Here is a 12,603-nt window from a genome sequence, read left to right on the forward strand (position 1 = left end):
CGGGACCGTCGGCGGTAGGAGCCGTGGGTGCTCGGGACTGCTCACCGGCATCGTCTGTTCAGTGCCTGCATCCGGGCGATGAGCCCGGCGCCGGCGGGCGACCCGCCCAACTGGCCGGCGCCCTCGGTGCCGAACCGGCCGGCGCGACCGCCGGGCGCGTCGGCGAGGGGTGCGAACGGGTGTCTGTGGTCCTCCGTGGTTCTCACGCTCATGGCCACACTCTGACATCCGTCAGGTCACGATGGCATAAACATCCGTACGCCGTCGCCGCGCGGTCCTTATGTGCCCGGTACACCGCTCCCGTCCGCCGCTCATCGGCGGCTCATCAGCCGCTCATCGGCCGCTCATCCGCGCAGGTGGGCCAGGAGCCGCGCGTCCTCCGGGTAGGGCCGCTCCCGCGGCAGCAGCGCCTCCGCGGCCGCCGACTCCCCCTGCCGTACGAGCGCGTGGACCTCGCGGGCGAGGGCGGTGACGTCGGTGATGCCGACCGTCCAGTCGTCGGCGTACCGGCGCGCGGCCTCCCCGGCGAGCCCGAGTTGGAGCGAGCGGTGCGGCAACGGCCGCAGGTGCAGATCGCGTTCGGGGTCCCACTGGACCCGGGCCGGGGCCCGCCTCAACTCCCGCCGCCAGGCGCCGTGGTCGGTGTGGAGCGCGGGGTCGTAGTGCGCCAGGCAGGCGTGTTCCAGCGCCCAGGCGAAGCCCTCCCGGGTGATCTCGACGGCGAGGACGGTCTCCTGGCCCTCCTTCTCACCCCACCCGCAGCGGTACATCATCCACAGGAAGGACGGCTTGATCCACGTCATCCGGTCCCGTTTCCAGGCCGCGGGGAAGCGGCCGTCGCGCGCCGCGGGCTCGCCGATGTGCGGCGCGTACGCCTGGTAGACGGTCACGGTGGAGGCGGTGTGCAGGGCGCGTATCTGCTGCCGGGGTGCTGCCATGTCCCCCACCCTCACCGCCGCCGCCCCGCGGCCGCCACCGGTTTACGGCGCCCGGCGCCGCCACCGGTTCGCGTGCCGGCGCGCTACCGGTTCACGCGCCCGCCGCCGTACGGGACCGCAGGCGGCGCAGCATGCGGGGGTCCTCGAAGCCGACCGCGCGGGCGGCGGCGTCCGCGGTGGCGCCGTGGCTGATGAGGTGCTCGGCGCGTTCCAGGCGCAGGGCCTGCTGGTAGCGCAGCGGGGTGAGCCCGCCGGTGGCGCGGGTGAACAGGCGGGTGAGGGTGCGCTCGCTGACGCCCGCCGCCGCGGCGAGGACCGGCAGCGGCAGCGGCTCGGCGAACCGCGCGTCGAGCAGGTCCTGCGCCCGGTGCACGGTGTCGTCCGGGTGCGACCGGTGCCGGAACATGGCGCTGGCCTGCGGTTCGTGGCCGTTGCGCCGGGTGTGGACGACCATGTCGCGGGCGACCCGCGCGGCCGCGGCCGGTCCGTGCCAGGTGGCGACGAGGTGCAGTGCCAGGTCGATGCCGCTGGCGATCCCGGCCGAGGTGACCACCCGGTCGTCGGCGACGTAGAGGACGTCGCGGACCACCACGGCCGCGGGGTGGCGGCGGGCCAGCTCGTCCTGCACGTCGTGGTGTGTGGTGCAGCGGCGCCCGTCGAGCAGCCCGGCCCGGCCGAGCGCCTCCGCCCCCGCGCAGACCCCGGCCACCGTGCCGCCCCGGGCGTGGTGGTCGCGCAGCGCCCGCAGGACGGCCGGGCCGATGGCGGGGCCGACCGGGCCGCGGGCGCCCTGCGCGGCGGCCGGCGACCGCCAGCCGGGCACCACCACCAGGTCCGCCGGGCCGAGTTCGGGCCACTCCGTCCCCGCCACCACCGGCAGCCCCTGCGCGGTCCCGACCACCGGCTGCTCGGCGACGTACTCCAGGGTGCAGGGGTGCCCGAAGCCCGCCGCGGTGGAGAAGACCTGCGCGGGGCCGGCCAGGTCCAGCAGGTGGACGCCGGGGACGAGGAAGAAGACGATACGGCTCACGGTCCGGCCATCATGCCGGGTGCGCGCCGCCGTCGGCGGCGGGGTCCCGGTCCTCGGACGTTCGCGCGGCCGCCGCTTCCAGCTCCGCGACGGTCGCGATGGTGGCGAAACGCCCGGCGAGCGCGTACTCGGTCCGCCGGATGACCTCCTGCGCGCTCAACGTCCGCGGGTCCGCGAGCAGTTCGGCGACGCTCCGCCCGGCGGGCGCGTCGCGGTGCGGGATCGGATCGGTGGCGGTGGCATCGACGACGAAGGTGACCTGGTAGCCGAAGTCGCTCGCGATCCGCGCGGTGGTCTCCACGCACTGCTCGGTGCGGATGCCGCACACGGCCACCTCGCGCACGCCGCGCCCGGTGAGGATCTGCTGGAGGTTGGTGGTGGTGAAGGCGTTGTGCGCGGTCTTGTGGAGCAGCGGCTCGTCGTCCCGGCGCCGCAGCCCGTCCATCAGGCGGACGTGGCCCAGCGCCGGGTCGAAGACGCCGCCGCTGCCGGGCTCGGTGTGCAGCACCCACACCACGAGGTCGCCCGCCTGCCGGGCGAGCTCGACCAGCCGGTCCACCCGGTCGGCGATCCGCGGGTCGGAGACCGCCTGCCACAGCGGGCGGGCGCGGAAGGACTCCTGGACGTCGATGACGATCAGTGCACGGGTCATGTGCTGATCCTGGCCGCGCGGCGCCCGCCGGTGACAGGCCCCATCGGGTCGGGAAGCGGACCGATCCGGTCAGGCCCGCGGGGTCCTCACGCGTGGAGGAAGCCGTCGATCCGCGCGCGCAGACCGGCCGGGTCCAGGCCGTGCGCGGCGATGTGCTCCGGCGCGGAACCGTAGCGCCGCAGCTCCTCACGGCGGGTGCCGAGCGCCAGCACCCGGTGCGGCCGGTCCGCGAGCGCGTCCGCCGCGAACGGCGCGGAGGTCCCCGCGAGGTACGGCTCGACCAGCACCAGGTCGGCGGCGGCCGTACGCCCCACCGCAGCGCGCACCGCCGCCGCGTCGAAGGGCCGTACCGTCGAGGCGTAGAGCACCGTGACGTCGCGGCCCTCGGTCGCCGCCAGCACCGCGTCCAGCATCGGCCCGACCGCCAGCACGACGCCGGCGCGGCCCTCGCGCACCGTCTCGAAGCGGCCCGGGGCGACCGGGCGCGGCGCGCGGTTCGCCTGCTCGCTGAGGCGTACGTAGACCAGCCGGTCGCCGTCGGCCGCGGCGTGGCGCACCAGCGCCTCGGCCTCGTCGGGGTGGCCGGGCACGTGGACGGTCCAGCCGTCCAGGGTGTCCAGCAGCGCGACGTCGCCGGGCGCCTGGTGGGTGCGGCCGCCCGCCGCGACGTCGTAGGAGGCGCCGGCGCTCACCAGGACGGCGCCGGCGCCCTGGTGGTTCAGGTCGAGCTTGACCTGTTCGAAGGGGCGCTCCACCAGGAAGCTCGCGAAGGTGTGGACGATCGGGCGCAGGCCGGTCAGTGCGATGCCGCCGGCCGCGCTGACCAGGAGCTGTTCCCTGATGCCGACGTCGATCACGCGGTCGGGGTGGGCTTGGGCGGCGTCCTTGAAGCGGTCGACGGAGATCACGGCGAGTACGACCGCGAGGCGCGGGTCCTCGTCGAGGAGGGTGCCGGCGACCGTGCAGAAGCGGTCACGCATGGTGTCCATGGGGTGGCTCCGATGGGAAAGGGGGCGGGGTGCTGGGCGGGGTCGGCGCTGCGGGATGGGGGGCTGCGGGCTCGGCGCCGGGATCGGCGCTCGGGCTCAGCTCTTGGGTTCCACCCGGGCGACCACCGCGTGCGGGCGGCCCGGGTGCGGCGCGGTGAACGCCTCGTACAGCGCTTCGTGGTCGCGTCCGTCCACGGTCACCGCGGACCAGCCCTCCATCGTGAAGCGGGCGGCGAGCCCGCCGGGCCAGCCGTAGGTCGCCGACTGGTTGTCCACGGCCACCACGTGCAGCCGGTCCAGGCCGACCGCCCCGGCGAACTGCACCGCCTCGTGGTTGCTGCCCTCGTCCATCTCCGCGTCGCCGACCAGCGCCCACACCGCGGGGCCGGTCCGCCCCTGCGCGCGCAGGCCGAGCGCGCTGCCGACCGCCAGCGGCAGCCCGTGCCCGAGCGAGCCCGAGCCGATCTCCACCCCCGGCACCAGCGTCCGGTCCGGGTGGTACCCGAGCGGCGAGTCGTACGTCCCGAAGCCCGGCAGCCACGCGCGCGGCACGAAGCCCTTCGCGGCGAGCACCGCGTAGTACGCCATCGGGCCGTGCCCCTTCGACAGCAGGAAGCGGTCCCGCCCGGGGTCGTCCGCGGTGTCCGGCCGAACCCGCAGCACCCGGTCGTACAGCACCCACAGCACGTCGAGGGTGGAGGTGGCCGCCGGGCCGTGCTTCTCGTCGCCGCTCATCAGCGACATCAGCGGTTGGAGGTCCTGGTAGCCGTACGGCCGCCCGTCGGGGTGGCCCGCCGCGGCCGGCGCGGCGGTTCGCGTCGTCGTCATGCCCCGACTGTGCAACTTCAAGCTCGCTTGAAGTCAAGCGCTACCGTGGAGGACGTGAGCCTTTCCAGCCGTGACCGCCTGACCATCGGCGAACTGGCCGCCCGCAGCGGCAACGCCACGTCCGCGCTGCGCTACTACGAGGAGATCGGCCTCATCCGCGCCGAGCGCACCGCCGGCGGCCAGCGCCGCTACCGCCGCGCCACGCTGCGCCGCCTCGCCTTCGTCCGGGCCGCCCAGCGGATCGGGCTGAGCCTGGAGGAGGTGCGCGACGCCCTCGCGCACCTGCCCGTCGACCACGTGCCCAGCTCGGCCGACTGGAGCCGGGTCGCCCGGGCGTGGCAGCAGCGGATCGACGCGCAGATCGCCGAGCTTCAGCAGCTGAAGGAGCAGCTCGGGGGGTGTGTGGGGTGCGGGTGCCTGTCGTTGAGCCGGTGCGGGTTGTACAACCCCGGGGATCGCGCCGCGGGGCAGGGGCCGGGGGCGCGGTATCTGCTGGGCGATACGCCCCCGGCGGGCTGAGCCGTCGCCGGGGGCCGGGACCGTCCGTACGCGGGCCGGGGGCGCCCCGGCCCCCTCCCCCGGGGCGCCCCTCAGCCCTGCCCTCAGCCCTGCGCGCCTTGCCGGGGCCGCGCTACATCCCCTCGACCTTGAACGGGTCGTGCTCGGCGAGCAGCTTGTCCAGCCGGGCCTGGTCCACCCGGCTCGTGACCTGCCCCTCCTGCTGACGGTCCCGGACCACCTTCGACAAGGTGAACGTCGCCGTCACCACATAGAGCAGCCCCACCGCCAGGAACGCCCGTACCCAAGCGTCCACCGGCAGGTACGCCACCCCCACCACCATCGCCCCCAGCGCCAGCCCGAACGAGATCGCGGCCTGCGCGGCATACGCAGCAGTCGTCTGCTGCTGCGGAATCACCTTGGTCATGCCCCCACCCTCGCCCCGGCCGGCCCCGCCCCACATGAGTACCCCTACTCACCGCCCACCCCGCGCCGCCCTCAATGTGCGGCAGAGCCTCCCCCCGAGTGCGATATAGTTCTCTTGCGCGATCACCCCGGGCCCCGCCCGGAAGATCAAGCATCGGGACGTGGCGCAGCTTGGTAGCGCACCTGACTGGGGGTCAGGGGGTCGCAGGTTCAAATCCTGTCGTCCCGACAGCCGGGGAAGCCCGCTGGCGGAGCACATCGCTCCAGCTCAGCGGGCTTCTTCACGTCCACCGACACCTTCAGCGGACCACCCGCAGCCGCGGCCCCGGACCGCTCCTTGGGACCATTTTGGGACCAGCAGGCGTTGAGGGTGAGTTGACCTTGCTCCCACTGAGGTGTGCGGACAAGGCGGCCCCGGCAAGAGCGATCGTCCGCCTCTCGGACCGGTGAAGAGCCGCGCCATCGGGTCGCGGCCGAGAAGATCCAACCGCCGAGCGACCATAGGGCGGATCTCCGGAATGATCGGCACGGTCCGGCGGCTTCTGCCCTTGGTTCCCTTGTCGACGAGCCCACCGGGACTTGTGGTCGTCTGCCGACACGCGTCCCAGGTCCACGCCTCACGGTCGATGTCCTTGACCCGGGCACCCGACACCTCGCCGATGCGGGTGGCGGTGCGCGCCTCGAACCGCACCACCTCGCCCCATCCCTGGAACTCCCCGGCGGACCGCAGGACAAGACCAACGAGATCACCGTCTTCAAGCCCCTGCTCGCGCCGCTCGATCTCACCGACACCGTGGTCACCTTCGACGCGCTGCACTCGCAGACCGATCACGCCCGCTTCCTGGTCCAGGACAAGCAAGCGCACTCCATCGCCGTGATCAAGGGCAACCACCCCACCCTCCAACAGGAGCTGAAGCGGCTGCCCCGGCGGGAGGTGCCGGATCAAGACCTGCTCCGTCGCGTGCGCCTCACGGGTACGCGGCCACTGGGGCATCGAGAACAAGGTCCACCACGTTCGCGACACCACCTACGCCGAGGACGCCTCTCGCGTGCACACCGGCACCGCACCCCGGGCGATGTCCAGCCTTCGCAACCTCGCCCTTGGCGCACTCCGCCACGCTGGCCACGACAACATCGCCGCCGGACTCCGCCACCATGCCCGCGACTCATGCCGCCCGCTCACCACCTTCGACATCAGGTGATCAAACAGGAGGGCTCCTCCGAACGACTCGGGAGTGTGGTAACCACACCGGCGCTACGCTGTCGCACGTCGGACGTGGTAATTCCAGCGTGTCAGGGCCCGGACGACGGCCTCGGCGCCGATCGGGTTGGCGCTGTGCACGAAGACCGTCCCAATGTCGAACGGCCGTCCGCTGAAGGCGGCTTCTTCCATGAGAGTTACCACGGGCATGATGCTGTCATCCCCGCCGAGATCGTGATCGAGCCAAAGCTCGTCGATGAACCCGTCGCGATGCTCCTGCAAGAGCTGAATGCCCTCGATGCTGGTACGGGCGATCCGGGTTGCCCTGGGCAGCGGCCGCAGATCGTCTATGCCGAGGATGACGGGCATCGGCGCGGCTGGTTCCTCATTCACTCGAACATCGTCCCAGACGAGGGAATACGCAACTGCCAGGGCCCCGACTGCTCGCCGCCCTCGGCGTCACGTGATCAAACCGGACGGATCACCAGAACGACGCCGCCGAGCAGCGGCGCGTTGCGCCCCTCACTACGGGGACGGTACCTCCACCCCGCTCCGATCGCCGCCGCGATCCCCCCGTCGCTGACCATGCACGCGGGCCGCGCAGAACGGCAACAGCCGACAGCCCGCACCAACCACCCACTGCTCCACGCCGACCAGCCACTTCCGGCCGGCTCACCGCGCCGTCGTGCCGAGCGGATGTCCCCGGCAGCACATGGAAAAGCAGTACCTTCAATGACACCCGATTCCATCGGTCCACACGTCCTACGCGACCTGCACCCCGACCACCCCAGCGGCGTGACCGCCGTCGTGACCGGCCCGCAGGTGCACGTCGCCGTCACCGTTCTGGAAACCGCGGGGTGGGACGTCGTAGCGAAGGACACCCTGGTCCTCGCCCGAATCGACCACGAGGAGCCCTACTGGGCGAACGACACAGCCCGGGAACTCACCGCCGAAGGCGCGAGCGTCGAGATTACCCCCACTCTCCAGGCGGCCATCGACGAGGAGTGGACCTGTGGCACCAGCCCGATCACCCGGGCCTCCGGCAAGAACCACAGCGTTCCAGGCCCGCTTCGTCCGCAACAACCGGCTCGCCGATGCCCCACGCGCCGCACGGCCCCGCCGGCCCGGCACCCTGTCCCCCGCTCACCTCGCAGACGCGCTCCTGTCCGGCCACACGGCGCGAACCGCGTCCGGAAGTCCCGACACTCGCCCGGAGCCGAGTGACGCCAACTGGAGGATGTAGCCGGGTACCGTGGCCACGATCACCTGGGTGAGGGGCTCTGCCGCAACATCCGGCGGAAGGTCTCCGGTTTCCTGACTCGCCCGCACGATCCGGGCGAGTTCGGCGGTCACCTGGGTGAGCGTGGCCCTGATCCGCTCGGCGAGCCTCGGGTCGCGCAGGGACTCGGACCACACCAGGAGTGCCATGGCGGCGAAGCCGTTCTCCTCGTGCTTGGCCTCGATCACCCGGAATAGGTCGGCGAGCAGCTCTCCGATGCCGACCGCCGGTTCGCGGTTCACCACCTTGTCGACCTCGGCCACGACCTCGCGCAGGTTCTCCTCGGCGATCGCGGCGATCATGTCCTGCTTGCTGGCGAAGTACCGGTACACCGCCCCCGCCGACAGCCCCGCCTCGACCAGCAGGTCCTGCATGGACGTCGCGTGGAAACCGTCGCGCAGGAAGCAGCGCCTGGCCGCGGCGAGGATCTCCGCACGACGGGCGTCGAGGTGCTGCTGGCTCACCTTGGGCATGGCATCGAGTATACGCAAAAAGCGATCATTCGTTCTCCTGGAAGCAGGCAGCGTCCACCCATCCGGTATGTCCGCAAGATCGATGCCGAGCTCGCGCGCGATCGCGGCCACCGCCCGGCTCTGCGCGGCAATCCGCTCCGCGGTCCGTTCCTCCTGCCGCAGGAGGAGTTCGGCGTCCGCGTACATCGCTTCGTACATTGCCGCGGATCGCCGCTCCGCCGCCTCGGCTTCGGCGTTCTGCGCGACCATCATCACCGACAGCAGCACGAGTTGCAGGAAGTTCTGGGCGACCCAGGAGGTCAGCGTCGCTGTTCCGCCGCTGATGGCGTCGGGCAGGCCGATGAAGCAGAGACCCGCGAAAAGGTAGGCGCACCACATGCTGCCCACGGCCTTGCTCACCGCGATCGCGAACCAGGTGTTGAACCGGTCGACTCGGCTGCCGCGCCGGCCGGGGGCCCGGATCGGGCGGTACGCGGCAGGAGAGTCCCCGTGCCGACGCGATGTCCGGGCGTACGGTGCCGTCATTCGCTGCTCCCACGGGGCTACTTGGGCGACCAGGAACTCTGCGCCGACGGATCATCCGTCAGCCGTTGGTATCCGCCGGCCAACGGCCGGTGCTCAGGATTCGGCGGGCGGGTCGAGTTCGACGCGCAGGAGGGCGGCGTTGCGCACGATGCCTTCGGGCGGGGCGGTACGGCCGCCGTCGGTCGTGACGTAGAGGACACGGCTGTGGTCGCCGGGCTCGCCGCCCCAGTAGGCGCTGGACGGCCCGGCGATCACCGGGTCGAAGGGGTCGCCGGCGAGGTGGCGCACCTCGCTGCCGTGGGTCGGTGCGAGCGGGACGCGGTCGAGGGTGTTGGCCCGGTGCCGGGTGACGTACGCGAAGCCGGCGTCCTCGTCGACGCAGAAGTCGTCGGCGTTGTCGATGGCGGCGACGAATTCGGGGGCGCCGGACGGGTCGAGCGTGGTCGGGTCGACCGGCACACGCATGAACACCTTCTGGGCGGTGGAGGTGTAGTACAGGTAGCCGGTCTTCGCGCCGTACCGCACGCCGTTGATGCCCGGCTGCGGCGGCGGGGCGACCTCGCCGTCGGGGTCCCAGGCCATCGTGTCGTGTGCGAGCCATACCCGGGCGGTGGCGTGGTGGGCCCCGTCGGCCAGGTCGACGCGCCAGACCAGTCCGGCGAAGCAGTCGGCGACCGCGAGCACCCCGGGGCCGAGCGCACAGCTGCCGTTGAGGGCGCGGACCCTCTCGTCGAACGTGAAGATGATCTCCGGAACGACCGGAGTGCCCGGTGCCCAGCCGTTGAAGTCGAGCCGGGCCAGGTGGGATTCGTGCGTGGTGTAGCCCTCGGTGAGACTGACGACGAAGACGTCCGGTTCGACCTCGACGATGCCGGTGACCGGGTGGTCGAAGGTGTGCACGAGCACCGGGTCGACCAGGGTGCGAGGGGCGGGGCCGGGGACATACCACAGCTCCTGCTGCACCACGGCGGTGATCAGCAGCGAGCCGTCGGCGCGGACGACCAGGTTCTCCAGGAAGTGGCCCTGCGGGAAGTGGGCCACCGGGGTCAGGGTGACGTCGGGAAGAGGCGCGATGGCCATGGCGGTTTCCTTTGATTCCTCGTTTGTCGTGCGGTGTCGTGGGGTTGGGCCGGGTGTCGTGGCGCTGGAGTTGCTGCTACTGCTCGAGCCCGACAGCACCGGACGGCACGTCGTAGGCCATCAGCGTCAGGCAGACCGCGGTGAACCAGCCCATCAGGACAGTGACGTCGACGATGCCCGGGTCGCCGAGCAGTTCCTGCGCACGGCGGAACAGGCTCTTGGGCACCACGCGCGCCGCCGCCAGCGCCGAGGACAGCTCGTAGACCACCTGCTGGCGCGGGTCGTCGAACGCGGTGGGCCGGCCGGTGATCAGGGACTCGACCTGTGACGCGTCGAGTTCGCCGAAGATCACGCCGATCTTTTCGTGCTCGAAGTTGCTGTACGCCGCGCCCCAGCGCCCGTTGATGACGTTGGTGACGATCTCGATTTCGGCCTTCGACAGGCTCGACTTCGTCTGGAAGTACGCTCCGGTGGGCACGATCGTCATCGACAGTGCCGGGTTGGCCAGCCATATCTTGTGCGGGCCGGGTACCAGCCCGCGCATCCTCGTCGTCACGTCGTACGCCTCACGCATGGCCGCCGGCATCTCGTCGACCGGCGTCTCCACGAAGCGGCCGAAGGTGCCGAAGTCGGTGGGGTCCTCGAGCCGGGCCAGCAGTTCCTTGGCACTTGTCATGCCTTCCCTCCTTCGGGAGCGCCGGCCACGGGACGGCCGGCGGGCACGTCGTAGGCGTTGAGCAGGACGCCCAATGCCACGTAGTGGACGGTGATGAACACCACGGCGTCGAAGCCCGGACGGCCGAGCTTGGCGACGGCGGCGTCGTACAGCGGCCCGGGAACCGCGCCGGCGCGGACCAGCGCTCCGGCCACGTCAGCGGCCAGCAGTTCTTCCTCGCTCAGGTCGGCGGGGCGCGCCCCGGCACTGAGGGCCGCGATCTGGTCCGCGCGCAGTCCGGCGCGTGCCGCCAGCGGAGCGTGCGCGTACAGCTCGTACGCGACATTGAAGCGGGCCCCGACCGTCAGGATCACGACCTGCCGGGCTCTCTCACCGAGCCCGGGCAACTTCTGCGCGAGGTCGATGAACCGGCCCAGCGGCACGGCGAGTTCAGGGAAGTGGAGCATGACGCCCCAGGGGCCGACGAACGCGCCCTCGGGGTTCCGCACCTCGAAGCCCTGGTACTCGGCGTTCCGGGTCATCGTCTCGAATGCCTCGTAGAGGGGGCGCTGCCCGGCGGTCAGCTCCGCCGGGGGCACCAGTGGCAGTCGCATGGGACTCCCCTCTCTCAAAACGAACGATCAATCGCTTTCTTTTTGAACCGTAGCCCGTTCCCTAGCTCACTGCAAGGCGAACGTTCGTTTTTTTAAACTCCCCGTCCCGCCTGCCGCCTCAAGGACGCGGCGGCCTGGCCGGCGGGCGCACTTCAGCCCAGGCTCGTGCTGTGTGGCGGCGCCGCGTGGCGAGTTCGTCCTCCACCGTCGGCAGCGCGGGGACCCCGTACGGCACCGCTTTCTGAGCACCTTTCTCGGGGAAGTCGTGTGCGCGGACCCGCACCGGCCGCCCGTCGGTGAGGTACGCCGTGACCTGGTCGTCGATATAGCGGAACTGGGCGCCCCCGGTCCGGACGCCGGGCTCCTTCCGTGGTCCTGCAGGTGCCCTTCAGGGAAAAACCCTCCGCCTTCACCAGCGTGGCCACCGGGTCCGAAGCGACCCGGTGCCCCTGGCCCGTCAGCTCGGCCGCCAGATTCCGGGTGGACCGCACCGTCCACAGCAGCCGAGATTCCGGGTCACCGCGCTGGCCCGGCTCGACCAGCGCCAACAACGCGGGCATCAGCCCCGGATCAGCCTCCCGCAAGGGCTTCCGACCCGCGCCCGGTGCCCGGACCCGGCCGGCGTGCTCCTCCGCGTGCGCCAACTCCCGCTTGCCGCGCGACACCGTGGACGCGCGCGACCGGGCCCCTCGTGGTGCAGAGCACAACCATGGCCCCGAAGCAAGGACCCAGACGTTTCCCGAACAGAACTCACCCACAGAGCCAGACGTTCTCCTGCCGGAACCAGAGACAACTGCGGCGGTGTCTGATGGAGTGGACGCGGTGAAGGCACTGGTGTAGTGCGTGCCCCAGTTCCGGACTGATGTCTCAGGGGGGAAGGGCGAGGATGCTGTCGGAGGCAATGGCTGCGCTGGCCGCGGCGGGAGGCACTGCGGTGGTGCAGGCCGCAGGCACAGACGCTTGGACAGCGGTACGCCAACAGGTGGCCCGTTGGTTCGGCCGGGGGAATCCGCAGCGCGAGCACGCCGAGCTGGAGCGCCTCGATCAGACCGCGGGCGAGCTGCAGGCGGCTCGGCCGACCGAGGTGGAGCGGGTGCGTATCCGTCAGGAGGCGGCGTGGCAGGGCCGGATCGAGGCGTTGCTGGAGAGTCTTGAGGACATTGAGCGGGCCCGGGTCGCCGATGAGCTGCGCACCCTGCTGGCCCAGCAGGCCTCCCACAGCAGTGCGTCGGCCGGCCCGAGCGGTCTGGCCATCGGCGGAGACGTGGACGTCCGGGCCGACCACGGGTCCGCTGCCGCAGTGACCATGGGGCATGTGACCCTGGGAAACCCTTCGCAGCCGGGTCCGTACCAGGACTGAGCGCACCCGGTGCCGTCCCGGCCGCGCCGCCTCACCACATCAGCGGCATCTTCGC

At 71.8% G+C, this 12,603-nt stretch carries 14 protein-coding genes, 1 tRNA gene and 1 pseudogene; 3 read left to right on the plus strand and 13 right to left on the minus strand.

The genetic code is table 11. The features are described 5' to 3' along the window. Positions 1 to 344: 344 nt before the first annotated feature. From AC3ERT_RS08445 to AC3ERT_RS08465, 5 genes are all read right to left on the minus strand, one after another. On the minus strand, positions 345 to 938 hold the full coding sequence (locus AC3ERT_RS08445; protein ID WP_435131121.1) for a DUF4291 domain-containing protein: 594 nt from the start codon (positions 936 to 938) through the stop codon (positions 345 to 347). A 91-nt stretch (positions 939 to 1,029) separates the two neighbouring features. Next, a complete protein-coding gene (locus tag AC3ERT_RS08450) occupies positions 1,030 to 1,968 on the minus strand; it encodes a GlxA family transcriptional regulator (protein ID WP_435173465.1) in 939 nt (312 codons plus the stop codon). A gap of 10 nt (positions 1,969 to 1,978) precedes the next feature. Further along, on the minus strand, positions 1,979 to 2,620 hold the full coding sequence (locus AC3ERT_RS08455) for a cysteine hydrolase family protein (RefSeq protein WP_335976719.1): 642 nt from the start codon (positions 2,618 to 2,620) through the stop codon (positions 1,979 to 1,981). A gap of 86 nt (positions 2,621 to 2,706) precedes the next feature. Further along, entirely contained in the window at positions 2,707 to 3,609 is a 903-nt protein-coding gene (locus AC3ERT_RS08460) for a transketolase family protein (RefSeq protein WP_435173466.1), read from the minus strand. Positions 3,610 to 3,705: 96 nt separating this feature from the next. After that, entirely contained in the window at positions 3,706 to 4,437 is a 732-nt protein-coding gene (locus AC3ERT_RS08465; protein WP_335976724.1) for a transketolase, read from the minus strand. 54 nt (positions 4,438 to 4,491) lie between these two features. Between AC3ERT_RS08465 and soxR the strand changes: the two genes are divergently transcribed. Then, positions 4,492 to 4,956, plus strand: a complete 465-nt coding sequence (soxR, locus tag AC3ERT_RS08470; RefSeq protein ID WP_435131113.1) for a redox-sensitive transcriptional activator SoxR — start codon at positions 4,492 to 4,494, stop codon at positions 4,954 to 4,956. 112 nt (positions 4,957 to 5,068) lie between these two features. Here soxR and AC3ERT_RS08475 read toward each other — a convergent pair whose 3' ends face one another. Next, positions 5,069 to 5,362, minus strand: coding sequence for a YiaA/YiaB family inner membrane protein (locus AC3ERT_RS08475; protein WP_335976729.1), 294 nt, complete (start codon positions 5,360 to 5,362; stop codon positions 5,069 to 5,071). A 154-nt stretch (positions 5,363 to 5,516) separates the two neighbouring features. On the opposite strand from AC3ERT_RS08475, the gene AC3ERT_RS08480 reads away from it, so the two are divergent. Then, positions 5,517 to 5,590, plus strand: a tRNA-Pro gene (locus AC3ERT_RS08480). Between the two features lie 39 nt (positions 5,591 to 5,629). Here AC3ERT_RS08480 and AC3ERT_RS08485 read toward each other — a convergent pair. From AC3ERT_RS08485 to AC3ERT_RS08515, 7 genes and pseudogenes are all read right to left on the minus strand, one after another. After that, positions 5,630 to 6,220, minus strand: a complete 591-nt coding sequence (locus AC3ERT_RS08485) for a hypothetical protein (RefSeq protein WP_435173468.1) — start codon at positions 6,218 to 6,220, stop codon at positions 5,630 to 5,632. A gap of 396 nt (positions 6,221 to 6,616) precedes the next feature. Continuing rightward, positions 6,617 to 6,955 (minus strand): cyclic-phosphate processing receiver domain-containing protein, encoded by a 339-nt coding sequence (locus AC3ERT_RS08490; protein ID WP_435173469.1) that lies wholly within the window; start codon positions 6,953 to 6,955, stop codon positions 6,617 to 6,619. A 750-nt stretch (positions 6,956 to 7,705) separates the two neighbouring features. Then, complete coding sequence (locus tag AC3ERT_RS08495; RefSeq protein WP_435173470.1) at positions 7,706 to 8,713, minus strand: TetR/AcrR family transcriptional regulator; 1,008 nt, start codon at positions 8,711 to 8,713, stop codon at positions 7,706 to 7,708. A gap of 219 nt (positions 8,714 to 8,932) precedes the next feature. After that, entirely contained in the window at positions 8,933 to 9,919 is a 987-nt protein-coding gene (locus AC3ERT_RS08500) for an SMP-30/gluconolactonase/LRE family protein (protein WP_435173471.1), read from the minus strand. Between the two features lie 76 nt (positions 9,920 to 9,995). Then, a complete protein-coding gene (locus tag AC3ERT_RS08505) occupies positions 9,996 to 10,595 on the minus strand; it encodes a carboxymuconolactone decarboxylase family protein (RefSeq protein WP_435173472.1) in 600 nt (199 codons plus the stop codon). Further along, a complete protein-coding gene (locus tag AC3ERT_RS08510; protein ID WP_435173474.1) occupies positions 10,592 to 11,188 on the minus strand; it encodes a carboxymuconolactone decarboxylase family protein in 597 nt (198 codons plus the stop codon). The genes AC3ERT_RS08505 and AC3ERT_RS08510 overlap by 4 nt, the downstream gene beginning before the upstream one ends. A gap of 220 nt (positions 11,189 to 11,408) precedes the next feature. Continuing rightward, positions 11,409 to 11,856, minus strand: a pseudogene (locus AC3ERT_RS08515) (ISAzo13-like element transposase-related protein); the annotation flags it as partial. Between the two features lie 218 nt (positions 11,857 to 12,074). Here AC3ERT_RS08515 and AC3ERT_RS08520 point away from each other — a divergent pair. Next, entirely contained in the window at positions 12,075 to 12,548 is a 474-nt protein-coding gene (locus tag AC3ERT_RS08520; protein WP_435173475.1) for a hypothetical protein, read from the plus strand. The last annotated feature ends 55 nt before the right edge of the window (positions 12,549 to 12,603 follow it).

The organism is Actinacidiphila sp. bgisy145 (assembly GCF_057708125.1).